The organism is Blattabacterium sp. (Blattella germanica) str. Bge, from assembly GCF_000022605.2.
Taxonomy (GTDB): domain Bacteria; phylum Bacteroidota; class Bacteroidia; order Flavobacteriales; family Blattabacteriaceae; genus Blattabacterium.
On the sequence record NC_013454.1, the window covers coordinates 215,765 to 241,093 of the forward strand.

Sequence of the window (25,329 nt, forward strand, 5' to 3'; positions counted from 1 at the left end):
TTAAAAAAACTCAAAAAATTATGAATTTTTTAAGAGATCTAACACATATTCCAATAAATACTGAAACTATAGATCGTGTTCAATTAGAAAAAAAATCAGGAAAAAACATATATGAAACTATATGCATTTTAGAAAAGATAAGTCAAAAGATGAGCGATGATATAAAGACAGATTTGGATAGCAGGTTGGAAGAATTCAATTTTATGAATAAAAACAATTTAGAAGAGATTTTTGAGAATAAAGAACAAATAGAATTATCAAGATTTTACGAAAAACTTCCAAAAGCTACATCTATATCTATTCAATATTTATTGGACGAAAAGATAAGAATATAAATTTATTTTATTTTATTTTTATAATCTGTTAAAAATTTTTCTAATCCCGTATTTGTCAACGGATGATTTAACAGAGAATAAATAACTTTTATAGGAGTGGTTACTGCATAGATCCCAATTTTTGAGCACTCTATAATATGGAGAGGATTACGTATAGATGCTGCTAAAATTTTTGTTTCAAAATGATAATTGTCATATATTTTTTTTATTTCTCTTATTAAATTTAATCCATCATAAGAAACATCGTCTATTCTTCCTATAAAGGGAGAAACATAAGTAGCGCCAACTTTAGCGGCTAAAATAGCTTGACCTGTAGAAAAAACGAGAGTGCAATTGGTTTTAATTTTTTTATTGGAAAAATATTTAATAGCTTTGATTCCATCAAACGTAATAGGTACTTTAACTACAATTTTGGGATGAAGAAGAGATAATTTTTCTCCTTCTCGAATCATTTTTGTATAATTTGTGTTGATCACTTCTGCACTTACATCTTCTTCATTTTTCATCAGTTTGCATATGGATATATAATGATCCTGAATTTCTTTTTGGCTATAAACAGATTCCTTAGAAATTAAGGATGGATTTGTTGTTACTCCATCTAATATTCCAAGAGACCTTGCTTCATTAATTTCTTTTAAATTTGCTGTATCTACAAAAAATTTCATAATTCATATATCATTTTGAATACAAATTTATTTAAAATTTTTTTATCATGAAATTTATAGTTTTTACTGTTGTAAACAGATTTTTATCAAAAATCTGTAAATTTATCGAATTATTATAAGTCTATTCTATGCATTTTGATGTTATTATTTTAGGAAGTGGGCCTGGAGGTTATGTAGCTTCTATACGTGCAGCACAACTTGGAATGAAAACAGCTCTAATTGAAAAAGAATCTCTTGGAGGAGTTTGTTTAAATTGGGGATGTATTCCTACTAAATCGCTTTTAAATAGTGCAAAAATTTTACAATCTATAAAAAAAGATGGAAAACTTTTTGGAATAAAAAATGAACAAATTCAAATAGATTATCCTAAAATAATCTCTAAAAGTAGAAACGTAGTAGAAAAAATGAGAAAAGGAATTTCATTTTTAATGAAAAAAAATGGAATTCATGTTATTGATGGAAATGGAATATTAAAGAAAGGAAAAAAAATTGAAGTTTTTGAAAATGAAAAAAATGTGGCAGAATATTCTGCTTCACATATCATTATTTCTACTGGAGCAATTCCTAAAATTGAAGAAGAATTTAAATATGATGGAAAAAAAGTTATAACATATAGAGAAGCTCTTTCTTTATCTTTTTTGCCAAAAAGAATGATTATTATAGGGTCAGGCTCTATCGGATTAGAATTTGCTTATTTTTATCATTCTATGGGAACACATGTTACCATTATAGAAATTTGTACAAAACTTTTTCCAAATGGAGATGAAGAAATATCCGATCATTTAAAATATTCATTTGAAAAAATGGGAATTAAATGCTACACATCTTCTTCTATAAAAAAAATAGAAACTCATGATGATAGAATCATTGTAGAAATAAAATATTCTTCAGAAAATATTTTTTTAGAGGCAGAATCAGTACTTTACGCTATTGGAATTGTTCCTAACATTAAATCTATCGGATTGGAAGAGATAGGAATCCAAATTGATAAAGGATTTATTGTTGTAGATGAAAATTATCAAACAAATGTAGATGGATATTATGCTATTGGAGATGTTATTAAAACTCCTTCTTTGGCACATGTAGCTTCACATGAAGGAATTAATTGTATTGAAAATATAAAGGGATTAAATTGTCAAAAAATAGATTATAATAATATTCCAAAATGTGTTTATTCTTTTCCTGAAATTGCTTCAGTAGGATATACTGAAAAAGAATCTAAAGAAAAAGGATTTCAGATTAAAGTAGCTAAGTTTCCATTTAGCGCTCTTGGAAGAGCTATTTCTGATGAAAATACTGATGGTTTTATTAAAGTAATTTTTGATGCTAAATATGATGAGTGGTTAGGATGTCATATGATTGGAAACAATGTGACAGATTTAATTTCAGAAGTAGTAGTAGCAAGAAAATTAGAAGCTACCAGTTACGAAATTCTAGGAAGTATACATCCTCATCCTTCATTAAGTGAATCTATTTTCGAATCTGTAGCTAACGCTTATGGAAGAGCGATTCATTTATAAACAGCTTTTCATTTAATAAAATTAAATATTATTCTGTGTTTATTTTGTATTTCCACAATCACAACACAACACATTGCATATTATTTAAAAAAAACCTCTTTATATCTGCTGTGTTTTCTTTGCATAAGATTCATAATTTTATTGTTTTATGATACATATTATATTGTTTGGCCCTCCAGGATGTGGAAAAGGTACTCAAGCTAAAATTATTGCGAATAAATTTGGTTTTATTCACTTATCTACTGGTATGATATTTAGAAATCATATGAAGAGAAAAACGAATTTAGGAAAACTTGCTAGTTGTTATATTGATAAAGGAATATTAGTTCCCGATAAAATAACTACAAATATGTTAAATATAGAAATTCAAAAACATTTTTATGCTAAAGGAATTATTTATGATGGATATCCTAGAACAAAAAATCAGATTTTTTCTTTAGAAAAAATTTTAAAAAAATTCGTTTTAGGAAAAATAGATATCATTTTTTATTTTTTTATTCAAAAAAATTTGATAATAGATAGATTATTAAAAAGAGGAAAAAAAAGTAACCGTAATGATGATACAAATATTATAATAGTTCAAAGAAGAATAGAAGAATATGACAAAGAAACTGCTTTGATTTGGAATCACAATCCTAAATGGGAAAATAACATAATCAAATTAAATGCTTCTTTATCCGAAGAAAAAATTTCTATTTTTATAGAAAAAAAATAAAAAAATTTATGAAGAATAGTTTTGTTGATTTTATAAAAATTTTTTGCAAAAGTGGAGATGGGGGGTCTGGATGTATTCATTTTTATAGAGACAAACATATAACTAGAGGAGGGCCTGACGGAGGTTCAGGGGGAAAAGGTGGAGACATTATTATTCAAGGAAATTCTCATATTCATACTTTTCTTCATTTAAGATATAATAAACATTGGATTGCGAAATCAGGATCTTCTGGAAAAGGAAATAATATTACTGGTTCCAATGGAAAAAATTTATTAATAGAAGTACCTGTAGGAACCGTTGTGAAAGATGAAAAGAAAAATATAATAACAGAAATTACTAAAAATCATGAAAAAAAAATTTTATTTGAAGGAGGAAAAGGAGGAAAAGGAAACGCTTTTTTTAAGAATTCAATACACAAATCTCCTTATTATGCGCAACCAGGAATAAAAAAAAAAGGGAATTGGATTTTTTTGGAATTAAAAATTTTAGCAGATGTTGGATTAATTGGATTTCCAAATACTGGAAAATCGACTTTACTTTCTGTCATCACAAAGGCTAAACCTAAAATAGGAAATTTTTCTTTTACTACTAAGGTCCCACATTTAGGTGTAGTAAAAATGGATTTTAATTCTTTTTTGGTAGCAGATATTCCAGGAATTATAGAAAAGGCATCAGAAGGAAAAGGTTTAGGTCATTTTTTTCTTAGACATGCAGAACGAAATTCTGTTTTGTTGTTTTTAATTTCTTCAGAAACAAAAAATAAAATACAAGAATATTTCATTTTGTTAAATGAACTAAAGAAATTTAATTCAAATTTTTTGAATAAAAAACGTTTGTTAGCAATTTCAAAATCAGATTTGATTAATAGAAAAAAAAAAGACGAAGTAAAAAAAATATTTTTGAATTCAAAAGAAGATATCATTTTCATTTCTTCTTTTACAAAAGAAGGATTAATAGAATTGAAAGAAAAATTATGGAACTTAATTCAAAGTTGATGTTTAATATCAGTTAATTATTTTATTCATTACTATATTTTCATCTATATTTAAAACAGGTTGAGTCTTTTCTATGTCATACATATAATCCAAAAAAATTTTTTCACAAAAAGTACGTAGACCTCTTGCTCCAAGACCAACTTGAAAAGTTTTATCTGCTATAACATCTAAAGCTTTATCTGTTATATTCATAGATATATTATCCATATTAAATAATTTTTGATATTGTTTGATTAAAGCATTTTTTGGCTCTAACAAAATCCTCTTCAACATATTTTTATTCAATGGATGTAAATAAGTGATAACAGGAAATCTCCCTATAAGTTCTGGAATTAATCCAAAATTTTTCAGATCTGTAGAAATAATGTTTTTCAAATAATTATTGTTTTTTTTTACTCTTTCTTGAGTAAGAAAACCTATTGGAATTTTTTCAATTCTATCAGAAACAATTTTTTCTATACCATCAAATGTTCCTCCAGCTATAAATAATATGTTTTCAGTATTTATTGGTATCATTTTTTGATCTGGATGTTTTCTTCCTCCTTGTGGAGGAACATTGATCACTGATCCTTCTAATATTTTAAGTAAAGCTTGTTGCACTCCTTCTCCAGAGACATCTCTTGTAATAGAAGGATTATTGTTTTTTCTAGAAATTTTATCTATTTCATCCAGAAAAATGATCCCTTTTTCAGCAGAATTTATATCGTAATCTACGGATTGTAATAATTTGGTCAATATAGATTCTACATCTTCTCCTACGTATCCAGCTTCAGTTAAAGTGGTAGCGTCAGCTATTGCAAAAGGAACTTTCAAAAGTTTTGAAATACTTCTTGCCAGTAAAGTTTTTCCTGTTCCTGTATTCCCTATTAATAATATATTAGATTTTTCTATTTCTACATCTTCATTTTCATTTTTTTGGTTTTTTGAATGAAGAATTCTTTTATAATGATTGTATACAGCAACAGAAAGAATTTTTTTTGCCTCATTTTGTTCTACGACATGTTTATCTAAAAAAGATTTGATTTCTTTAGGTTTTTTTATTTTTTTTTGTGAAAATCCATTTTTTTTTTTTTCAGCGTCTAAAAATTTTTTATGAATTATAAAATAAGTTTTTTCTATACAAAAATTACAAATGTGACCGCTAATCCCCGATATAAGAAAAGTGATTTCATTTTTTTTTCTTCCACAAAAATTACATTTTAATAAGTCTTCCATAAATTTTTATTCCATCTTTCATATAAATGGAGCAAGCTGAACTACATCACATCGCTACAAAACCTAGTTACCTTTGCTGTGTTCCCACCCTGGAGGATTCATAGGGAGCTGATTGTGTAGAACTTGCTCCAAATTTGGTAAATATAAAAAAAAATCATAAATTCTCATTTTTTATAAATAAAAATTCACATTCTGTGAAATGAAAATTTTTTATGATTATTAATTCATAATCAAAACTATTTATTCGCATTATTTCATTTTCATTTTTGATGGAAACAAAATATATTTTTGTTACAGGAGGAGTCACCTCTTCTTTGGGAAAAGGAATAGTTTCAGCTTCATTAGGTATGTTATTGAAAGCTAGAGGGTATAGAGTTTCTATTTTAAAATTAGATCCTTATTTCAATATAGATCCAGGAACTTTAAATCCTTATGAACATGGAGAGTGTTTTGTGACTAAAGATGGTGCAGAAACAGATTTAGATTTAGGTCATTATGAACGATTTTTAAATGAACCTACTACTAAAGAAAACAATGTAACATCTGGATTGATATATAAAACGGTTATAGATAATGAAAGAAAAGGAAATTATTTAGGAAAGACAGTGCAGGTGATTCCTCACATTACTAATGAAATTAAAAGACGTATTAAAATACTTGGAGAGTCAAAAAATAATGATGTTGTTATTACTGAAATAGGAGGAACAGTAGGGGACATAGAAAGTTTGCCGTATATTGAATCAGTTCGTCAACTCAAGTGGGAATTGGGAAAGTTTAATGGGTTGGTAATTCATTTAACATTACTTCCCCATATTGCAGTAACTGGAGAAATTAAAACCAAACCAACACAACATTCTGTTCGTAATTTAATGGAAAATGGAATTCAAGCAGATATTATTGTCTGCAGAACAGAAAAACATATTTCCAAAGAAATTAGAGAAAAATTAGCTTTGTTTTGCAATGTAAAGCCAAAACATGTTATAGAATCAATTGATACTAAAATTATATACGAAATTCCTTGCTTATTACATTTACAAAATTTTGATCAAGTTGTATTAAATCATTTAAATTTATCTACCATAGTTTCTCCTAATTTAAAAAAATGGAAAATTTTTATAAAAAAATATAAAAATCCAAAATTTGAAACACAAATAGCATTAGTAGGAAAATATGTTTCTTTACGCGATTCTTACAAATCAATTACTGAAGCATTAATTCATGCAGGAACTGAAAATGAAACTTATGTTAATATAAAATGGATTTATTCGGAAATGATAAAGGAAAAAAATATAAAAAAATATTTTGAGGGAATTTCAGGAATTTTGGTAGCTCCAGGATTTGGAAATAGAGGTATAGAAGGAAAAATTCTAGCAGCAAAATATGCAAGAGAGAACAATATTCCATTTCTTGGAATTTGTTTAGGAATGCAAATTGCTGTTATTGAATTCGCTAGAAATGTTCTTGGCTTAAAAAAAGCAGAAAGTTGCGAAACAAATCCATATACTTCTCATCCAGTAATCTGTTTAATAGAAAAACAAAAAAAATTAATCTATAAAGGAGGAACTATGCGTTTAGGAAATTGGAAATGTACACTATTAGAAGGATCAAAAATATTTTCTATTTATGGAGGAAAAAAAGAGGTCTTAGAAAGACATCGTCACAGATATGAATTTAATAATAATTATTTAGAATATTTTTCTAATGCTGGAATGAAACCAGTTGGAATTAATACAGATACAGGTTTGGTGGAAGCAATAGAGTTGGAAAATCATGTTTTTTTCTTAGGAGTTCAATATCATCCAGAATATCAGAGCACAGTAACTAATCCACATCCTTTGTTCACTAACTTTATACAAGTTTCTAAAAATTACAAATTTTTTGACTATCAGAATTCTTCTTATATATGAAGGATAAAAATTTAGATTATAGTTCTATGATAGGACTATTTCTTATATTGTTGATTTTAACGATTTTTACATATTTCAACAGCAACAACAACAATAAAAATAAAGAACAAGAAAAAAAATTTCTAAAAAATAAAGAATTTTTGAATTCTAAAAAAGGATATTTTTTTGAAAAAGAAAAGAATCATTTTTTTTTATTGGAAAATAATGTTTTGAGATTAAAAATTTCTAATGTAGGAGGAATGATCAATGAAGTTCTTTTAAAAAAATATAAAGCATATGATGCTTCATTATTACACCATTCCAAAAATCTTTTTTTGATAAAAAATTCTAGTTTTTTATATAAAATGTCCTTTTCAAACAAAAAAGGCTTGAATATTGATACAACAAATTTATTATTTCAACCTTTTTTGTTTGAAAATCAAAAAAAAAGAATTCAAATTCTTATAATGAGAGCTAAAAATCCTTATGGAAATGGAAAAGGATTTTTAGATTATATATATACAATCGGAAAAAATAACCAATATGACATTGGTTTTTCCGTAAGAACAATAAATTTTTATCCTTTTAAAAAATTAGTTTCCATTAATTTAGAACAAAAAATTTTATCCCTAGAAAAGGATAGAAATTGGGAAAATTCTTATACTCAAGTATACTATTCTGTTTTGAATAAAAATTCTGTATCTGTAAAACATTTATCTGAAAAAAAAACAGAAGAAACAAATATATCCAACATGAATTGGATCGCTCATAAACAACAATTTTTTGCTTCTATATTTGTACCAGAAAAAAAATTTCAAAACATTTTTGTTAGATCTGAGAATTTTTCTTCAGGAAACTCTTTGAAAAACATTCAATTTAAAACATTGATGAATGCTAATAAAAATGAAGAAATTCATTTTTCTTTTCGTTTTTATTTTGGACCTTTAGATTTTAATTTATTAAAAGGATATAAAAATGGATTTGAAAATATTATTCCATTTGGATGGGGTTTTTTAAAGTGGATTAATAAATATTTTTTTTTAATAATTTTTCAATTTTTGGAACAAACAAGTTTAAATTATGGTGTTATTATTATTTTAATGACTTTTGTAGTTAAACTTATATTGTATCCAATTACTTATAAACAATATAAATTAAGCGCTATTATGAAATTAATTCGACCAGAAGTGGAAGAATTAAACAATAAGTACAAAAACAATGAAGATGCTTTTAAAAAACAAAAAGCTATGATGGAATTATATAAGAAAGTAGGAATAAATCCGATGTCTGGATGTATTTCTACATTATTTCAAATTCCTATTTTTTATTCATTATTTAAATTTTTTCCGACTCTCTTAAATTTAAGAGGAAAATCTTTTTTATGGGTAGAAGATCTTACTTCATATGATTCAATTCTTGAATTGCCTTTTTTTATTCCTTTTTACGGAAATCATATAAGTTTACTAACTTTATTATATGCATTAGCATTGTTAGTTTACACTAAGTTAAGTAACAATGAAAAAAAAGACATTTCTCAAAATGAAAATGGAACTATTCCCGATATGAGTTTCATATTATATTTGATGCCTGTTATTATGTTATTGTTTATAAATAGTTATGCATCAGCTCTTTCTTTATATTATTTTACTTCCAATATTATAAATATTGGTTTTTTATTCTTTATCAAAGAATTTATGTTAGACGAAAAAAAAATTTTGATTAAAATTCAAGAAAATAAAATTAATATTAAGAAAACGTGATCAAATCAATTGAAAAAATTTGATTTCTTTTTGAGAAAAAAAATAAAAATTATTATTAAACTCAATTATTAAAAATCCTTGATCTGTTATAGATCGTATTGTTCCTAAAATAAATTTTTTTATTTTGTAAATGTAAAAAAGAGAGATTTTATCTCTTAAATAAAGGTGATCGATATAATATTTTCGTAACAAATTCTCTCCGTGAATAGTAAAAAGTAAATATTCTTTTTGAATAAAAAATATGATTTTATAAAAAAGATCGTATAATTCAAAATTCATATGAAAAATTTTTTTCAAAGAAGAAGCATTCCATTCTTTTTTTAGTTTTGTTTGATGAATATTTAAACCTATTCCAATAATAGAAGTATGAATTTGCTTAAAAAACAGACTATTTTCTATTAAAATTCCTCCGATTTTTTTATCGCATAAAAAAATATCATTAGGCCATTTTATAAAAATTTCTTTTTGATTGCAAAAACTTAATAAAGATTTATGAATAGCATTGCTTGTCATAACACTTATAATGTATTTTTTTTTAATAGGAAAAGGATTTATGGGTTTAAAAATAATACTAAAAGTTAAATTTTTGTCTTTTTCCGTATGCCATAAATTTCCATTTCCTCCTATTCCTTGAGTTTGATTCATAGACCAAATTACTATCCAATTTTTTTTTTTATAAGTATATTTCCTAGCATATTGATTAGTGGAATCAACTTTTTGTAAGAAAACTAAATCTATGGGCCAAATTAGTTTTTTCAAAATGTTTTATATTGAAAAATTCAACTTCTTTAAAGTGAAAACCTTATTTTTGTTCTTTAAGAATTTAAAAAAATATTTAACATATTAAAAAACAATTTTCGTTTTGTTACTAAAAAAAATTATAGAAGGGATTAAAATGGTTAAAGGAGAAGATATATTTATTATAAATTTAAAAAACAGAGAAAATTTTATTTGTGATTATTTTGTTATTTGTAATGGAAATTCTCAAAATCAAGTTTATGCCATATCCCAGTCTATAGAAAAAATTACAGTTAAACAATTGCAGAAAAGACCTTGGCATATAGAAGGTTTAAAAAATAGAGAATGGATATTAGTAGATTACATTTCTATTGTTGTCCATATTTTTCATAAAAAAGTAAGATTGCATTATAATATAGAAAGTCTTTGGAATCAAAATTCATAACAAAAAAATTTGGTTTTTATTTTTAAATTCAATAATGAAGAAACCTATATGATAAATAAAAAAGCCAAAAGCAGAAATAATTTTTTTTGGGTATATGCAATCATATTCGCTATATTTCTTGGAATATTTTTTTTTAAGTCTTCTTTTTCCAATCCTAAAAAAATAGATCAGGATACTTTTTTTGACATTCTATCAAAAGGAGAAGTTCAAAAGATTATAGTTAAACATAAAGAAATAGTCCATGTTTATTTAAAAAAAGAATTTATATCTTCTATAAATTCTTCTCCTAGGAATGAGAACGAAAAAAGATTTATTTCTCAGTCATTACAGTATGAATTTGAAATAGGAGATTTACAATTTTTTCAGAAAAAATTTGAAGAGTATAAAAAAAAATATAATCTGAATACAATTATTGATTTTAAAAATCAGCAAGAATATACAATAACTAAATTTTTTTTTGATTATGGTATATTTTTCATATTATTAGTTGTCTTTTGGATTTTTCTTTTCAGAAGAATAGGTTCAACTAGTGGAGGTCCAGGAGGTCAAATATTTAATATAGGAAAATCTAGAGCTAGATTGTTCGATGAAAATGATAATGTTAAAATTACATTTAAAGATGTAGCCGGGTTAGAAGGAGCAAAAGAAGAAGTTCAAGAAATAGTAGAGTTTCTAAAAAGTCCTCAAAAATACACTAAACTTGGAGGAAAAATACCTAAAGGGGCCTTATTAATAGGGCCACCAGGAACAGGAAAAACTCTGTTAGCAAAAGCTGTAGCTGGAGAAGCTAGAGTTCCATTTTTTTCTTTATCAGGTTCCGATTTTGTAGAAATGTTTGTAGGAGTTGGAGCTTCTAGAGTAAGAGATTTATTTGAAAAAGCTAAAGAAAAATCTCCATGTATAATATTTATTGATGAAATAGATGCTATAGGAAGAGCGAGAGGAAAAAGTAGCATAGCTGGATCAAATGATGAAAGAGAAAATACTTTGAATCAATTGTTGACAGAAATGGATGGATTTGGAACTCATACAAACGTAATTGTATTAGCCGCAACGAATAGATCAGATATTTTGGATAAAGCATTACTCCGTCCTGGACGTTTTGATAGAACTATATTAGTTGATCCTCCTGAATTAAATGAAAGAAAAGAAATATTTAAAGTCCATCTTCAAAGATTGGTTTTATCTAATAATGTAGATACAGATTTTTTAGCAAGACAAACTCCAGGTTTTAGTGGTGCAGATATAGCAAATGTTTGCAACGAATCTGCTCTTATTGCAGCAAGAAAAGATAGATCTAAAATAGAAAATCAGGATTTTTTAGATGCAATAGATCGTATTATAGGAGGTTTAGAAAAAAAAAATAAAATAATTAAACCAAATGAAAAAAAACGAATAGCTTATCATGAAGCGGGGCATGCTACAATAAGTTGGTTATTAGAACATGCCGCTCCTTTAGTTAAAGTTACCATAGTACCAAGAGGCAGATCTTTGGGATCTGCGTGGTATCTTCCAGAAGAAAGACAACTAACTACTCCAGAACAAATGAAAGATGAAATTTGCGCATTATTAGCAGGAAGATCAGCTGAAGAAATTATTTTTAGCAGTATTTCTACCGGAGCTTTGAATGATTTGGAAAGAGTTACTAAACAAGCACAATCTATGGTCGCTATTTTTGGTTTAAATGAAAGAATTGGAAATATTTCTTATTATGATTCTACGGGACAAAACGAATTTTCTTTTTCCAAACCTTATAGTGAAAAAACGGCTCAGATTATAGATGAGGAAATATCTAAAATTATAACAGAACAATATCAAAGAGCCAAAAAAATATTGAAAAGTAATGAAAAAAAATTATCTCTGTTAGCTAATGAACTCTTGGAAAAAGAAGTTATCTTTAGAGAAGATTTAAAAAAAATATTTGGAGAGAGACCTTATCCTGATGAAATCGGAGAAATGTTAGGTAACATATCCTCTTCTTGACTATTTTATAAAACTTTAAAACTTAATGAATGAAAAAAAAGAAAGATTCAAACTTTCTAATGAGATTCTTTACTGGTTTTATCTATGTTGTTTTGATTGTTTTTTCTATTCAAAAAGGAGAAAAAATGTTTAGAATCGTAATGATGATGTTATCTTTTTTTTGTTTATTCGAATTTTTAATTATATCAGGGACTAATACAATTTTAATTAAAATAGCTTCTTTATTTTTTTTGTTTTCCATATTTATGGATATTTTTATAAAAAAAGGGTTGATCCCGTACATCATATGTTTTGTACCTTATTCTATAATTTTTTTTGTTATCCAATTATTTTCTAAGAAATATTCTCATAAAGAAAAAATAACACAAATTAGTCATTTAATTTTTGGTTTAGTTTATATTATAATGCCTTTTTGTTTAGCTTCTTATATATACACTATTCATCATGGTAGACAATTGATTTTAGGTATTTTTATTTTAATATGGACAAACGATTCTTTATCTTATTTAATTGGAAAAAAATGGGGGAAAAGAAAAATAGCTTTATCTATTTCTCCTAAAAAGTCTGTAGAAGGGTTTATTGGAGGTTTATTCTTTTGTTTGATCCTGGGTTTTTTTCTGTATGAAATATGGGGAAAAAAATATTGGTTGATTTTGTCTTTTATGGTACCAATTTTTTCTACTATTGGAGATCTTGTGGAATCTACTATTAAGAGATCTTATAACGTAAAAAATTCCGGAATTTGGTTTCCTGGACATGGTGGATTTTTAGACAGATTAGATAGTTTTATTTTTGTTATTCCAATTATAGCAACCATAATAACTAGTGTGGTTTATCTAAAAAAATCTTCATGAATTATGATTCATAAAGAAGGATTTTTATTTTTAGTTTATGCTCTTATAATAATATTATTATTAATATTAACTTCGTTTTTTTTATTTTCTAATCTTATTTCCTTTTTTGTATCTATTTTCTTGATAATGTTTTATGTTTTTATCATCTTTTTTTTTAGAAACCCTAAAAGACATTTTCAGGATAAAAATCGTGATCAAAAAATAGTTCTTTCTCCTGCTGATGGAAAAATTGTAGAAATACAAAATATTTTTGAGACTGAATTTTTAAAAAAAAATTGTATATGTATTTCTATTTTCATGTCTCCTTTTAACGTACATGTTAATAGATTTCCTGTATCTGGAAAAGTAATTTATACCAAATACCATCCTGGTAAATATTTCATAGCTTGGCTGAAAAAATCATCATCTAACAATGAAAGGACTACAGTTGTAGTAGAAACAAGTAATGGCAAAAAAATATTATTCAGGCAAATAGCTGGATTTTTAGCAAGACGTATTATTCTTTATGCAAAAAAAAATTCCATAGTAAAAAAAGGAGAAGAATTCGGATTTATAAAATTTGGATCTAGAGTTGATATTTTTTTACCTTTGAATTCTGTGATTCTAGTAAAAAAGGGAGAAAAAGTTTCTGGAGGGGAAACTAGGATTTCCATTATTCCATAATAATCAACTCCCTTTATTTTATCCTGATATTTTATCAATATTCAAATTTTATTTGACTTCTTCATAATCTACATCTTGTACGTTTTCATTTCCTTTACCATTATTACTGCTGTTTTTTTTATCATCTTCTTTTTTATCTGATTTATTATTGTTTTTTGCCGTGTAAAGTTCTTGAGAAGCGTTAGTCCAAGCTTCATTTAGTTTTTTCATGCTGTTGTCAATAGCAACAAAATCTTTTTTAGAATGAGCTTTTTTTAATTCCTCTAAAGAAATTTCTACATTTTTTCTATTATTTTCTGACAATTTATGTCCATATTCTTTCAACTGTTTTTCTGATTGAAAAATTTGGTTATCAGCAGTATTTAATTTTTCGATTTCTTGTTTTATTTTTTCATCTTTTTGAGCATTTTCTTTTGCCTCTTTTTTCATTTTTTCTATTTCTTCTTGATTTAACCCTGAAGATGTTTCAATACGTATAGATTGTTCTTTACCTGTTCCTTTTTCTTTTGCAGATACATTAAGTATACCATTAGCATCTATATCAAAAGCTACTTCTATTTGGGGGATTCCTCTAGGAGCTGGGGGAATGTCTACCAAATCAAATCGACCTATTTCTTTATTATCATTGAACATGGGCCTTTCTCCCTGTCCTACACGTATAGTAACTGCTGATTGATTATCAGATGCTGTAGAGAAAATTTCAGATTTTTTAGTAGGGATAGTAGTATTGGATTCAATAAGTTTTGTAAAAACTCCTCCTAAAGTTTCAATTCCTAAAGATAAAGGAGTTACATCCAATAATAATACATTTTGTACGTCTCCAGTTAAAACTCCTCCTTGTATGGCAGCTCCAATAGCTACTACTTCATCTGGATTAACTCCTTTAGATGGTTTTTTATTGAAAAATTTTTCTACTTCTTCTTGTACTTTTGGAATTCTCGTAGATCCACCTACTAGAATTACTTCATCTATATCTTTAGTGTTTAGATTTGCATCGTTTAAAGCTTTAGAACAAGGATTAATAGAACGTTGTATTAATTTTTCTGATAATTGCTCGAATTTTGCGCGAGTTAAGGTTATGACTAAATGTTTAGGACCAGATTCTGTAGCTGTAATATATGGAAGATTGATTTCTGTTTGATTAGAAGAAGACAATTCTATTTTTGCTTTTTCAGAAGCTTCTTTTAAACGTTGTAAAGCCATAGGATCTTTTCTTAGATCCAATCCTTCTTTAGATATAAATTCATTTGCAAGATAATCAATGATTACTTGATCAAAATCATCTCCTCCTAAGTGAGTATCTCCATTTGTTGAAAGTACTTCAAATACTCCATCTCCTAATTCCAAAATAGAAACATCAAAAGTTCCTCCTCCTAGATCATATACAACTATTTTTTTATTTTGATTGCTTTTATCTAGACCATAAGCTAAAGCCGCAGCTGTGGGTTCATTTATAATTCTTTCTACTTTCAGACCAGCTATTTCTCCAGATTCCTTAGTAGCTTGTCTTTGCGCATCGTTAAAATAAGCCGGAACTGTGATAACAGCTCTATTCACTTCTTCTCCTAAATAATCTTCAGCTGTTTTCTTCATCTTTTGTAAAATCATCGCTGATATTTCTTGAGGAGCATACAATCTTTTTTCTATATCTACACGAGGGGTATTATTTCCTCCTTTTATGACTTTATAAGGAATATGTTTTAATTCTTCTGTAACTTCAGAATACATTCTTCCCATAAATCGTTTAATTGAAAAAATAGTTTTTTGTGGGTTAGTAACCGATTGTCTTTTTGCAGGATCTCCTATTTTTCTTTCTCCTCCATCTACAAAAGCTACTATCGATGGAGTAGTTCTTTTTCCTTCTGAGTTAGGGATAACAACTGGATCATTAATTTCCATAACGGCCACACAAGAATTTGTTGTTCCTAAATCTATTCCTATAATTTTACTCATTGTTATTACGTTTTTTCATATTAATTAATTATTCAATAGCAAGCACTCCAATCATTATGCCATAATGAAAAAATTCTTTTATGAAATAAAGGGCACAGGATCTATGACAATAAAAAGCTTTTGTGAAAAAAATATTATGACAAAAAGTCATTTATGTGAATTTTTTTAAAATTTCTTATATTACAATTATTACAATAAAAAAATATGGATCCGTTAAGTTTAAAAACCATTTTCCCCAAAAAAAATTCAATAAAAAAGTCATGGATCATAATGGATGCTACAAATCAAATTCTTGGTCGATTTTCTTCCAAGATAGCATCCATTATAATAGGAAAACATAAACCATTTTTTTCTCCACATATAGATTGTGGAGATCATGTAATTGTTATCAACTCTAACAATATTAGACTAACTGGAAAAAAATGGAATCATAAAAAATATATTCATTATACTGGATATCCGGGAGGACAAAAAGAAACTTATGTTAAAAATTTGTTGAATAAAGATTCCAGAATATTGATATATAGAGCAGTAAACGGAATGCTGCCTAAAAATCGTTTAAGACGTTTGATTTTGAAAAATCTTCATGTATATAAGAAATCCAATCATAATCATGAGGCACAAAAACCTGTATTATTTTTTTAAATTAATAAATAGAAACCCAAATCCATGATACATACTATAGGAAGAAGAAAAAGCTCTCTAGCTCGTATCTATTTAAAACCAGGAAATGGATTAATAATTGTGAATTCTAAAAAATTAGATCAATATTTTCCAAAATATGTTCATCAAAAAATTTTATATCCTATTCATATCATTGACAAATTGAATTTATTTGATATAAATATAAAAGTGTTTGGAGGAGGCTTTAACGGACAAGCAGAAGCAATTCGTCTTGCAATTTCTCGTGCTCTTTGTCTATTTGATCTAAGTCATAGGAAAATATTGAAGGAATATGGATTATTAACTCGAGATTCTAGAGAAGTTGAAAGGAAAAAGTTCGGTCAAAAAAAAGCAAGAAAAAATACCAATTTTCAAAACGTTAGAAATAAAAAACTGAAAAATAAAAATGAAAATTAATACTCAAGATTTGTTAAAAGCTGGAGTCCACTTTGGACATATTGCTCGTAAGTGGAATCCAAATATGCGACCTTTTATTTTCATGAAAAAAGGAGGAATTCATATTATAGATTTATCAAAAACAATTTTTAAGCTGGAACAAGCTTGCGATGGATTAAAAAAGATAGCAATAACTGGAAAAAAAATATTATTAGTAGGAACTAAAGCTCAAGCTAAGGAAAAAGTTTTTTTTTATGCAAAAAGTATAAATATGCCTTGTGTAACAGAAAGATGGTTAGGAGGATTGTTGACTAATTTTACAACTATTCGAAAATCTGTTAAAAAAATGAATAATATAGAAAAAATGAAAAAAAATGGGACTTTTAATACTTTATCTAAAAAAGAAAGATTATTAGTTAACCGATTATATGAAAAATTGCATAAAAATCTAGGAAGTATCTCAAACATGAATCACATCCCAGGTGGTATTTTTTTAGTTGATCCCAATAAAGAAAAAATAGCTCTTACAGAGGCTAAGAAATTGAAAATACCCATATTTGCTATGGTGGATACCAATACAAATCCTAATGAAATTCAATATCCTATTCCTTCTAATGATGATTCGTCTAAATCTATAGATATTATTTTAAAATTTGTAGCAGAATCTATTCAGGATGGTATTTTGATAAGTAGAAATGAACGTGAAGAAAAAACAAATAAAAAATCATGAAAATTTCTGTATATCAAATTAATGAACTTAGAAAAATAACTGGTGTTGGAGTAATGGACTGCAGAAAAGCTTTGATTGATTCCAATGGGAATATTGATGAAGCTATTCTTCTTTTAAGAAAAAAGGGAGAAAAGATAGCAATAAATCGTTCTTCCTTTCAAATGAAAGAGGGAGGGGTTCTTTCTAACATTAGTTCTGATTCTTCTTATGGAACAATTATAGGTATTAGTTGTGAAACTGATTTTTTATCTAAAAGTTCCGAATTTCTAAATTTTTTATCTATGCTATCTAAAAAATCTTTATCCTATCATACAAAAGATGATTTTTTAAATAGTTTTTGTCATGAGAATAACAGTGTACAAGAAATGATTATCAGAAAAATGGGAGTTGTAGGAGAAAAATTAGAATTGAAAATTTTTGAAAGAATAGAATCTCCATTTGTCATAGATTATACTCATAATAATTATAAGATAGCTACATTAGTTGGATTTTCTTCTGAATTAAATATTTCAGTAGCTAGAAATATAGCAATGCATATCACTGCGATGAATCCAATAGCCGTAAATGAAGAACAAATTCCAGATGTTGTCATGAAAAAGGAAATAGATATTATCAAAAATCAAGTAAAAAAAGAAATAAAATCATGTGACATGATAAAAAAAATTATTCAAGGAAAAATTCAGAAATTTATTCTAAATAATACTCTCATGAATCAAAAATTTATTAAAGATAATAAAATAAATATACGGGAATATTTGAGTAAATATTATAATAAAAATTTAAAAATCAATCTCTTTAAAAGAGTTGGTATTTGATAAATTTCATGAATGAAAAAACTAATATTAATAATTTTGGATGGTTGGGGACTTTCTTCTTCTAGAAATCCTCATTTTTCTGCTATAAAACAAGCAAACACTCCTTTCTTTGATTTTTGTTGTAAAAATTTTCCTTTTAGCAAATTAGAAGCTTCAGGAAATTCTGTTGGATTACCAAAAGGACAAATGGGAAATTCTGAAGTTGGTCATATAAGTTTAGGTTCTGGACGAAAAATTATTCAAAGTTTAGAAAAAATAAATATATCTATTAAAAATGGATTATTCAAAAAAAAAATAAGCTCTGTTTTTGATGAAATTTATTTATACAAAAAAAGAATTCACTTTATTGGATTATTGTCTGATGGAGGAGTCCATTCACATATGAGTCATCTTTTTTCTTTGCTTCAAATAGCTTATGAAAAAAAAATAAAAGACGTTTTTATACATGTATTTACGGATGGTAGGGATACTTCCCCGAAAAAAAGTATTTTTTATATTGAAGAACTTATAAAAAAAACTAGAAAATACGTTGGTAAATTGTCTTCTGTTATTGGAAGATATTATTCAATGGATCGTGATCATAGATGGGAACGAACTAAAAAAGCATACGAAGCTATGGTTGATTCAAAAGGTATTTATACTAAAAATATTTTTTCTTCTATAGAAGAATTATATAAAAATGGAATAACAGATGAGTTTTTATCTCCTTTAATAATTACTGATAATCAAGGAAATCCTATTTCAAGAATAAAAGATGGAGATATTGTTTTTTGTTTTAATTTTCGACCAGATCGTTCCAGACAAATTACAGAACTTTTAACTGGACGAAATTCTTTTTCAGATATAAAAAAGATAAATTTATCTCATTATATAACCATGACTTGTTTTGATTCTAAAAATAAAGATATTCATGTTATTTTTGAAAAAGAATGCTTACCAGATACTTTAGGTGAGATTATGGAAAAAGAAGGAAAAAAACAGATTCGTATAGCTGAAACTGAAAAATATCCACATGTTACTTTTTTTTTTTCGGGAGGAAGAGAAACTCCTTTTGATAAAGAAACTAGAATTCTTTGTCCTTCTCCTAAAGTATCTACTTATGATTTAAAACCTGAAATGAGCGCAAAAAATATTATGGAAAAAATAATTCCTGAATTAAAAGAAAAAAGTTCAGATTTTATTTGTTTAAATTTTGCAAATCCAGATATGGTAGGTCACACTGGAAAAATGAAAGAAACAATAAAAGCTTGTGAATATGTTGATCAATATACCAAATTTTGTTCTGAAGAAGCAATAAAAAATTCATATACAGTTATTATAGTAGGAGATCATGGAAATGCAGATTGTATGATTAATTCGGATGGATCTCCACATACAGCTCATACTACATCTTTAGTTCCTTTTATTATTTTAGATCAGAAAATAAAAAAAGAAAGTCTTTTTTTGAAAGAAAAAGGGTCCTTATCCGATGTAGCTCCTACTATTCTTCAATTAATGGAATTACCTATTCCTGATATTATGAGTGGAACTTCTATAATAAAATATCACAAAAAATAATTGTGTTTTGATAAAAACTATTGAAGAAATAATCTTAATCAAAAAGAGTGCTTTTTTAGCTTCCAAAACATTAGGAATGTTAGCTAAAGAAGTCAAACCTGGAGTTAACACTCTTTATTTAGATAAACTTGCAGAAAGTTTTATTCGTGATCACGGAGGAGAGCCTGCTTTTTTGGGTTTATACGATTTTCCAAATACTTTGTGTGTATCTCCAAATAATCAAGTAGTACATGGTCTTCCTAATAAATATCCTTTATCAGAAGGAGATATATTATCTGTAGATTGTGGTGTTTATATGAATGGTTTTTATGGAGAACATGCTTATACTTTTGAAGTAGGTGCTGTTTCTAAGAAAGTCCAACAATTTCTTAATTGTTCTAAACAATCTCTTTATATTGGAATTTCTAAATGTAGGATTAAAAACCATATTGGAGATATAGGTTATTCCATACAATCTTTCATTGAAAAAAATGGATATAATGTAGTAAGAGATCTTGTGGGACATGGAATTGGAAAAAAAATGCATGAAAATCCTCAAATTCCTAATTTTGGAAAGCAAAAAGAAGGCATAAAATTAAAAGATGGAATGGTTCTTTCTATAGAACCTATGGTTAATTTGGGAACATCAGAAATTTTTTTTCATAAAGATGGATGGACTGTTACTACTTTAGATCAAAAAATATCTGCTCATTATGAGCATAATGTGGCTATTGTTGATGGATTTCCTTGTTTGCTTTCTACTTTTCGTTACATTTATAAAGAACTTAATATTAAATCGTTTGAAGAAGATCCTTTTCAAAACAAAAAAATTAGTAATAATAATTTTTAATGTTAATTTATTGATTTAGTTGTATTTTTTCATTAAATAGCATAATTTGCGTTCTAAATATAGAATATGCCTACTATACAACAGCTAATTAGAAAAGGTCGCTCTTCTGTTTCCAAAAAGAGGAAATCTATTGCATTGGAATTTTGTCCTCAAAGGAGAGGAGTTTGCACTAGAGTTTATACAACAACCCCAAAAAAGCCAAATTCAGCTATGAGAAAAGTAGCTCGTGTTCGTTTTACAAATGGGAGGGAAGTAATCAGTTACATAACGGGAGAAGGGCATAATCTTCAAGAGCATTCCATTGTATTGGTAAAAGGTGGTAGAGTTAAAGATTTACCAGGAGTAAAATATAAAATAGTTCGAGGAGCTCGTGATACTGCCGGAGTAAACGGAAGAAAAAAAAGTAGAAGCAAATATGGAGCTAAAGTAGTTAAAAAAGATTGAATTGATGAGAAAAGTTAGAAAAAAAACGAAAGTATATTTACCTGATCCAAAATTCAACGATCCACTTGTTACACGTTTTGTAAATCATCTTATGAAAAACGGAAAAAAAAATGTAGCGTATAAAATATTTTATAATGCTATGGAAAAAATAGATTTCATAAAAGAAAAAGAAGAAAAATCAGCATTAGAAATATGGAAAAATGGGTTAAAAAACGTAATGCCTCACGTGGAAGTGAGAAGTCGTCGTATGGGTGGCTCTAATATTCAAGTACCTGTTCCTATTTCTTCTAATAGTAAAATTACAAAAGGAATGAAGTTATTGATTTCTTGTGCGTCTGTTAGAAACGAAAAAACTATGGCTAATAAGTTAGCTAATGAAGTATGGGATGCTTTTCAAGAACAAGGAGAAGCGATTAAAAGAAAAGAAAATATTCATAAAATGGCTGAAGCTAACAAAGCATTTTCGCATTTTAGATTTTAGTTATTTATTATGGAAAAAGATTTAAAATATACAAGAAATATAGGAATAGCAGCGCATATTGATGCAGGAAAAACAACTACTACGGAAAGAATTTTGTTTTATACGGGAATTAATCATAAGATAGGAGAAGTTCACGATGGGGCAGCAACTATGGATTGGATGCAACAAGAACAAGAACGTGGAATAACTATAACTTCTGCTGCTACATGTTGTGAATGGATGTATAATAACAAGAAATATCAGATAAATATTATAGATACTCCAGGTCATGTCGATTTTACTGTAGAAGTTGAACGATCTATGAGAGTTTTAGATGGAATGGTGGTTTTATTTAGCGCTGTTGATGGAGTTGAACCTCAATCTGAAACAGTATGGAGACAAGCAGATAAATACGGAATACCTAGGATTGCTTTTGTAAATAAAATGGATAGACAAGGAGCTGATTTTTTTAATGTTTGTTCTCAGATTAAGAAAATTTTAGGGGCTAATTCAGTACCATTGCAAATTCCTATTGGAAGTGGAGATGATTTTGTAGGAGTAGTAGACTTAATTTCCAACAAAGCTATAAAATGGGATGAAAAAAATTATGGAATGACATATCAAGAACATCCTGTTCCAGATGATATGAAGAATATAGTTAATGATTATAAAAATCAACTTATTGAAACTTTATCAGAACATGATGATGTGATAATGGAAAAATTTTTGTTTAATAATTATTCTATATCAGAAAATGATATTATTAATTCTTTACAAAAGAATACAATAAAAATGAAAATAATTCCTATTTTGTGTGGTTCTTCTTTTAAAAATAAAGGAGTTCAGGCTATATTAGATGCTATATGTAGATATTTACCTTCTCCTCTAGAAGTTATTAAGGATATAGTAGGAGTTCATCCTATTAGTCAAAAGAAAGAAATAAGAAAACCAAATGAAAATGAACCTTTTTCTGCTTTAGCTTTTAAAATAGCAAGTGATCCTTTTGTAGGACGTTTAGCTTTTTTTAGAGTTTATTCTGGAAAAATAGAATCCGGTTCTTACAGTTTTAATGCAAGATCTGGAAATAAAGAACGTATTTCTAGAATATATCAAATGCATGCGAATAAACAAAATCCAATAGAAAAAATTAGAGCAGGAGATATAGCAGCGGTAGTAGGTTTTAAAGACATCAAAACTGGGGATACTTTATGTGACGAAAAATATCCGATTTTATTAGAAAAATATTATTTTCCCGATCCAGTAATTGGATTGGCCATAGAACCAAAACTTAAAGCAGATATTGATAAAATGAGTTTGGCATTATCTAAATTAATGGAAGAAGATCCTACTTTTCAAGTAAGAACAGATTCTTATACAGGACAAACAATTATTTCTGGAATGGGAGAACTCCATTTAGAAATAATTGTTGATCGTATGAAAAGAGAATTTAAAGTAGAAGTGAATCAAGGAAATCCTCAAGTAGAGTATAAGGAAGCCTTAACAAGTTTAGTAGAACATAGAGAAATATACAAAAAACAAACAGGTGGTAGAGGAAAATATGCGGATATATTATTTAGATTAGAACCTGGAAATATGAAAACTTCTGGATTGGTATTCATTAATAAAATAAAAGGAGGAAACATTCCTAAAGAATATATTCCTTCTATAGAAAAAGGGTGTAAGGAAATGATGAAAAGTGGTCCTTTATCTGGATATGAGATAGATAATGCTAAAGTAACTGTTTTAGATGGATCTTATCATTCTGTTGATTCTGATCAACTTTCTTTTGAAATAGCAGGAAAATTAGGTTTTAAAGAAGCGGCTAAAAAAGCGAAACCTGTTTTATTAGAACCAATTATGAAATTAGAAGTAATTGTTCCAGAAGAAAATATGGGTGAAATTATAGGAGATTTGAATCGAAGAAGAGGAATTATTCAAAACATGAGTACTAGAAATAATGTAAAGATTATTCAAGCTTTAGTTCCATTATCTGAAATGTTTGGATACGTTACAGTCTTACGAACACTTTCTTCTGGAAGAGGTACTTCTGTAATGGAGTATTCTCATTATGATACGGTACCTGCTAATGTAATAGACGATATTATAGAAAACCGTAATAAAAAAACAAAAAAATAAGTACTATGGGTCATGATATAAAAATTAAATTAAAATCTTATGATTACAATTTATTAGATAAATCTGCTGAAAGAATTGTTAATTCAGTTCTCCCTACAGGAGTAGTATTAAATGGACCTGTTCCTTTGCCTACTGAAAAAAAAATATTTACAGTGTTACGTTCTCCACATGTGAATAAAAAATCAAGAGAACAATTCTTTCTACCTACTCATAAAAGACTTTTACAAATTCATAATGCTTCATCTAAAACAGTAGATGCATTAATGAAATTAGAGTTACCTAGTGGAGTTGAAGCTGAAATAAAAGTGTAAACAAAATGTCGGGATTAATAGGAAAAAATATAGGAATGACAAGTATTTTCTTAGAAAATGGAAAAAATGTGCCTTGTACCGTTATCAAAGTAAATCCTTGTTATGTAATTCAAATTAAAACAGTAGAAAATGACGGTTATTTTTCTGTTCAACTTGGAACTGGAGAAAAAAAATTAAAAAAAACTAATAATCCTTTATTGGGTCACTTTAAAAAATCTGGATTATCTCCAAGAAAAAAACTATTAGAATTCAGAGAAAATTCAATTTCTCATTTAAAATTAGGAGAAAAAGTGAGTGTAGATACCTTTAAAAAAGGAGAACTAGTGAATGTTAAAGGAATTTCTAAAGGGAAAGGATTTCAAGGTGTTGTTAAAAGACATAATTTTTCAGGTGTTGGAGAAAGAAGTCATGGTCAACATAATCGTTTAAGATCTCCGGGGTCAATAGGTGCAGGATCAGACCCTTCACGTGTTTTTAAAGGAAAAAAAATGGCTGGAAAAATGGGTAAAAAAAATATAACTGTTAAAAATTTAGAGATATTAAAAATAGATATCCATCAAAATTTAATCATTTTGAAAGGATCAGTTCCGGGAAATAAAAATTCATATTTGATGATTAATAAAAAGAAATGGAATTAAGAATTCTAGATATTAAGGGGAATTTTACTGATAAAAAAGTAGAATTTGATGAAAATATTTTTTTTAAAAGGTCTTATGATCATTCTGTGTATTTAGAAATAAAAAGATTCTTGTCTTCTCAACGTCAAGGAACACATAAATCTAAAGAAAGAGGAGAATTATCTGGAAGTACTAGGAAATTGCATAGACAAAAAGGAACTGGAGGATCTAGAAAAGGAGATATTAAAAATCCTATTTTTAGAGGTGGAGGGAGAGTATTTGGTCCAAGACCAAGAAAATATTTAACGAAATTGAATAAACGCACTAAAAGTAGTGTGAGAAAGTTTATTATTGAGCAAAAATTAATACAGAATCAAATAAAGATTATTGAAGATATTGAATTTAATATTCCTAAAACTAAATTTTTTTTGGGAATATTAAATTCAATAAAGTTAAAAAACAAGAAATTACTAATGGTTCTTGGAGAAGAAAATAAAAATTTATATTTATCATCTCGTAATTTGAAATGTTTTAAATTACTGAATGTGAATGAATTGGATTGTTTTTCATTGTTAAATTTTCCATCTATTGTTTTTACTGAAAATTCCATAAAAAAAATTCACGAATTTTTATCTATATAAATT

Annotated in this window: 26 protein-coding genes; 22 read left to right on the top strand and 4 right to left on the bottom strand. The window is 27.0% G+C overall.

Going from position 1 to position 25,329, the window contains the following annotated elements; genetic code table 11:
• Positions 1-20: 20 nt before the first annotated feature.
• Positions 21-335 carry a hypothetical protein gene (locus tag BLBBGE_RS01040; protein ID WP_012840749.1) on the top strand — a complete coding sequence of 105 codons (315 nt, stop codon included), beginning with the start codon at positions 21-23 and terminating at the stop codon, positions 333-335.
• A 2-nt stretch (positions 336-337) separates the two neighbouring features.
• Here BLBBGE_RS01040 and fsa read toward each other — a convergent pair whose 3' ends face one another.
• A complete protein-coding gene (gene fsa, locus BLBBGE_RS01045) occupies positions 338-1,000 on the bottom strand; it encodes a fructose-6-phosphate aldolase (protein ID WP_012840750.1) in 663 nt (220 codons plus the stop codon).
• A 128-nt stretch (positions 1,001-1,128) separates the two neighbouring features.
• Here fsa and lpdA point away from each other — a divergent pair, with 128 nt between their 5' ends.
• The 3 genes from lpdA to obgE all read left to right on the top strand — a co-directional run bounded on the left by lpdA (position 1,129) and on the right by obgE (position 4,230).
• A complete protein-coding gene (gene lpdA, locus BLBBGE_RS01050; RefSeq protein ID WP_012840751.1) occupies positions 1,129-2,520 on the top strand; it encodes a dihydrolipoyl dehydrogenase in 1,392 nt (463 codons plus the stop codon).
• 148 nt (positions 2,521-2,668) lie between these two features.
• Positions 2,669-3,235 (top strand): nucleoside monophosphate kinase, encoded by a 567-nt coding sequence (locus tag BLBBGE_RS01055; protein WP_041936690.1) that lies wholly within the window; start codon positions 2,669-2,671, stop codon positions 3,233-3,235.
• Between the two features lie 8 nt (positions 3,236-3,243).
• Positions 3,244-4,230: a GTPase ObgE gene (gene obgE, locus BLBBGE_RS01060; protein WP_012840753.1), complete on the top strand. Its 987-nt coding sequence runs from the start codon at positions 3,244-3,246 to the stop codon at positions 4,228-4,230.
• 9 nt (positions 4,231-4,239) lie between these two features.
• Here the strand turns inward: obgE and clpX are convergent, their stop codons facing one another.
• Complete coding sequence (gene clpX, locus BLBBGE_RS01065) at positions 4,240-5,445, bottom strand: ATP-dependent Clp protease ATP-binding subunit ClpX (RefSeq protein WP_012840754.1); 1,206 nt, start codon at positions 5,443-5,445, stop codon at positions 4,240-4,242.
• A 269-nt stretch (positions 5,446-5,714) separates the two neighbouring features.
• On the opposite strand from clpX, the gene BLBBGE_RS01070 reads away from it, so the two are divergent.
• Positions 5,715-7,352, top strand: a complete 1,638-nt coding sequence (locus tag BLBBGE_RS01070; RefSeq protein WP_012840755.1) for a CTP synthase — start codon at positions 5,715-5,717, stop codon at positions 7,350-7,352.
• Positions 7,349-9,091 (top strand): membrane protein insertase YidC, encoded by a 1,743-nt coding sequence (gene yidC / locus BLBBGE_RS01075; RefSeq protein ID WP_012840756.1) that lies wholly within the window; start codon positions 7,349-7,351, stop codon positions 9,089-9,091. The genes BLBBGE_RS01070 and yidC overlap by 4 nt, the downstream gene beginning before the upstream one ends.
• Here the strand turns inward: yidC and BLBBGE_RS01080 are convergent, their stop codons facing one another.
• Entirely contained in the window at positions 9,092-9,850 is a 759-nt protein-coding gene (locus tag BLBBGE_RS01080) for a biotin--[acetyl-CoA-carboxylase] ligase (RefSeq protein ID WP_012840757.1), read from the bottom strand. It abuts the gene before it with no gap.
• A 103-nt stretch (positions 9,851-9,953) separates the two neighbouring features.
• Here BLBBGE_RS01080 and rsfS point away from each other — a divergent pair, with 103 nt between their 5' ends.
• Genes rsfS through BLBBGE_RS01100 form a run of 4 tightly spaced genes read left to right on the top strand, consistent with a single transcriptional unit; the run spans position 9,954 to position 13,774 of the window.
• Positions 9,954-10,274: a ribosome silencing factor gene (rsfS, locus tag BLBBGE_RS01085; RefSeq protein ID WP_012840758.1), complete on the top strand. Its 321-nt coding sequence runs from the start codon at positions 9,954-9,956 to the stop codon at positions 10,272-10,274.
• A gap of 48 nt (positions 10,275-10,322) precedes the next feature.
• Positions 10,323-12,257: an ATP-dependent zinc metalloprotease FtsH gene (gene ftsH, locus BLBBGE_RS01090; RefSeq protein WP_012840759.1), complete on the top strand. Its 1,935-nt coding sequence runs from the start codon at positions 10,323-10,325 to the stop codon at positions 12,255-12,257.
• A 29-nt stretch (positions 12,258-12,286) separates the two neighbouring features.
• Positions 12,287-13,111, top strand: a complete 825-nt coding sequence (locus BLBBGE_RS01095; protein ID WP_012840760.1) for a phosphatidate cytidylyltransferase — start codon at positions 12,287-12,289, stop codon at positions 13,109-13,111.
• 3 nt (positions 13,112-13,114) lie between these two features.
• Positions 13,115-13,774: a phosphatidylserine decarboxylase family protein gene (locus BLBBGE_RS01100; protein WP_012840761.1), complete on the top strand. Its 660-nt coding sequence runs from the start codon at positions 13,115-13,117 to the stop codon at positions 13,772-13,774.
• 48 nt (positions 13,775-13,822) lie between these two features.
• Here BLBBGE_RS01100 and dnaK read toward each other — a convergent pair whose 3' ends face one another.
• The gene (gene dnaK / locus BLBBGE_RS01105) at positions 13,823-15,727 is read right to left on the bottom strand and encodes a molecular chaperone DnaK (RefSeq protein WP_012840762.1); all 1,905 of its coding nucleotides are present in this window, start codon (positions 15,725-15,727) and stop codon (positions 13,823-13,825) included.
• Positions 15,728-15,931: 204 nt separating this feature from the next.
• Between dnaK and rplM the strand changes: the two genes are divergently transcribed.
• The 12 genes from rplM to rplD all read left to right on the top strand — a co-directional run bounded on the left by rplM (position 15,932) and on the right by rplD (position 25,326).
• The gene (gene rplM / locus BLBBGE_RS01110; protein ID WP_012840763.1) at positions 15,932-16,372 is read left to right on the top strand and encodes a 50S ribosomal protein L13; all 441 of its coding nucleotides are present in this window, start codon (positions 15,932-15,934) and stop codon (positions 16,370-16,372) included.
• 24 nt (positions 16,373-16,396) lie between these two features.
• Positions 16,397-16,807: a 30S ribosomal protein S9 gene (rpsI, locus tag BLBBGE_RS01115; RefSeq protein WP_012840764.1), complete on the top strand. Its 411-nt coding sequence runs from the start codon at positions 16,397-16,399 to the stop codon at positions 16,805-16,807.
• Complete coding sequence (gene rpsB / locus BLBBGE_RS01120) at positions 16,797-17,516, top strand: 30S ribosomal protein S2 (protein WP_012840765.1); 720 nt, start codon at positions 16,797-16,799, stop codon at positions 17,514-17,516. The genes rpsI and rpsB overlap by 11 nt, the downstream gene beginning before the upstream one ends.
• On the top strand, positions 17,513-18,331 hold the full coding sequence (gene tsf, locus BLBBGE_RS01125) for a translation elongation factor Ts (RefSeq protein WP_012840766.1): 819 nt from the start codon (positions 17,513-17,515) through the stop codon (positions 18,329-18,331). The genes rpsB and tsf overlap by 4 nt, the downstream gene beginning before the upstream one ends.
• 12 nt (positions 18,332-18,343) lie before the next feature.
• Entirely contained in the window at positions 18,344-19,888 is a 1,545-nt protein-coding gene (gene gpmI / locus BLBBGE_RS01130; protein ID WP_012840767.1) for a 2,3-bisphosphoglycerate-independent phosphoglycerate mutase, read from the top strand.
• 7 nt (positions 19,889-19,895) lie between these two features.
• On the top strand, positions 19,896-20,717 hold the full coding sequence (map, locus tag BLBBGE_RS01135) for a type I methionyl aminopeptidase (RefSeq protein WP_012840768.1): 822 nt from the start codon (positions 19,896-19,898) through the stop codon (positions 20,715-20,717).
• Between the two features lie 66 nt (positions 20,718-20,783).
• The gene (gene rpsL, locus BLBBGE_RS01140) at positions 20,784-21,161 is read left to right on the top strand and encodes a 30S ribosomal protein S12 (RefSeq protein WP_012840769.1); all 378 of its coding nucleotides are present in this window, start codon (positions 20,784-20,786) and stop codon (positions 21,159-21,161) included.
• Between the two features lie 4 nt (positions 21,162-21,165).
• Positions 21,166-21,642, top strand: a complete 477-nt coding sequence (gene rpsG / locus BLBBGE_RS01145) for a 30S ribosomal protein S7 (protein WP_012840770.1) — start codon at positions 21,166-21,168, stop codon at positions 21,640-21,642.
• A gap of 9 nt (positions 21,643-21,651) precedes the next feature.
• Entirely contained in the window at positions 21,652-23,757 is a 2,106-nt protein-coding gene (gene fusA / locus BLBBGE_RS01150) for an elongation factor G (protein ID WP_012840771.1), read from the top strand.
• 5 nt (positions 23,758-23,762) lie between these two features.
• On the top strand, positions 23,763-24,068 hold the full coding sequence (gene rpsJ / locus BLBBGE_RS01155) for a 30S ribosomal protein S10 (protein WP_012840772.1): 306 nt from the start codon (positions 23,763-23,765) through the stop codon (positions 24,066-24,068).
• Between the two features lie 5 nt (positions 24,069-24,073).
• A complete protein-coding gene (gene rplC / locus BLBBGE_RS01160) occupies positions 24,074-24,706 on the top strand; it encodes a 50S ribosomal protein L3 (protein ID WP_012840773.1) in 633 nt (210 codons plus the stop codon).
• Positions 24,697-25,326 (top strand): 50S ribosomal protein L4, encoded by a 630-nt coding sequence (gene rplD / locus BLBBGE_RS01165; protein WP_012840774.1) that lies wholly within the window; start codon positions 24,697-24,699, stop codon positions 25,324-25,326. The genes rplC and rplD overlap by 10 nt, the downstream gene beginning before the upstream one ends.
• The last annotated feature ends 3 nt before the right edge of the window (positions 25,327-25,329 follow it).

Coding starts and splice junctions, on each gene's coding strand:
- BLBBGE_RS01040 (WP_012840749.1), top strand. CDS start 21: ATGAATTTTTTAAGAGATCTAACACATATTCCAATAAATACTGAAACT.
- fsa (WP_012840750.1), bottom strand. CDS start 1,000: ATGAAATTTTTTGTAGATACAGCAAATTTAAAAGAAATTAATGAAGCA.
- lpdA (WP_012840751.1), top strand. CDS start 1,129: ATGCATTTTGATGTTATTATTTTAGGAAGTGGGCCTGGAGGTTATGTA.
- BLBBGE_RS01055 (WP_041936690.1), top strand. CDS start 2,669: ATGATACATATTATATTGTTTGGCCCTCCAGGATGTGGAAAAGGTACT.
- obgE (WP_012840753.1), top strand. CDS start 3,244: ATGAAGAATAGTTTTGTTGATTTTATAAAAATTTTTTGCAAAAGTGGA.
- clpX (WP_012840754.1), bottom strand. CDS start 5,445: ATGGAAGACTTATTAAAATGTAATTTTTGTGGAAGAAAAAAAAATGAA.
- BLBBGE_RS01070 (WP_012840755.1), top strand. CDS start 5,715: ATGGAAACAAAATATATTTTTGTTACAGGAGGAGTCACCTCTTCTTTG.
- yidC (WP_012840756.1), top strand. CDS start 7,349: ATGAAGGATAAAAATTTAGATTATAGTTCTATGATAGGACTATTTCTT.
- ftsH (WP_012840759.1), top strand. CDS start 10,323: ATGATAAATAAAAAAGCCAAAAGCAGAAATAATTTTTTTTGGGTATAT.
- BLBBGE_RS01095 (WP_012840760.1), top strand. CDS start 12,287: ATGAAAAAAAAGAAAGATTCAAACTTTCTAATGAGATTCTTTACTGGT.
- BLBBGE_RS01100 (WP_012840761.1), top strand. CDS start 13,115: ATGATTCATAAAGAAGGATTTTTATTTTTAGTTTATGCTCTTATAATA.
- dnaK (WP_012840762.1), bottom strand. CDS start 15,727: ATGAGTAAAATTATAGGAATAGATTTAGGAACAACAAATTCTTGTGTG.
- rplM (WP_012840763.1), top strand. CDS start 15,932: ATGGATCCGTTAAGTTTAAAAACCATTTTCCCCAAAAAAAATTCAATA.
- rpsI (WP_012840764.1), top strand. CDS start 16,397: ATGATACATACTATAGGAAGAAGAAAAAGCTCTCTAGCTCGTATCTAT.
- rpsB (WP_012840765.1), top strand. CDS start 16,797: ATGAAAATTAATACTCAAGATTTGTTAAAAGCTGGAGTCCACTTTGGA.
- tsf (WP_012840766.1), top strand. CDS start 17,513: ATGAAAATTTCTGTATATCAAATTAATGAACTTAGAAAAATAACTGGT.
- gpmI (WP_012840767.1), top strand. CDS start 18,344: ATGAAAAAACTAATATTAATAATTTTGGATGGTTGGGGACTTTCTTCT.
- rpsL (WP_012840769.1), top strand. CDS start 20,784: ATGCCTACTATACAACAGCTAATTAGAAAAGGTCGCTCTTCTGTTTCC.
- rpsG (WP_012840770.1), top strand. CDS start 21,166: ATGAGAAAAGTTAGAAAAAAAACGAAAGTATATTTACCTGATCCAAAA.
- fusA (WP_012840771.1), top strand. CDS start 21,652: ATGGAAAAAGATTTAAAATATACAAGAAATATAGGAATAGCAGCGCAT.
- rpsJ (WP_012840772.1), top strand. CDS start 23,763: ATGGGTCATGATATAAAAATTAAATTAAAATCTTATGATTACAATTTA.
- rplC (WP_012840773.1), top strand. CDS start 24,074: ATGTCGGGATTAATAGGAAAAAATATAGGAATGACAAGTATTTTCTTA.
- rplD (WP_012840774.1), top strand. CDS start 24,697: ATGGAATTAAGAATTCTAGATATTAAGGGGAATTTTACTGATAAAAAA.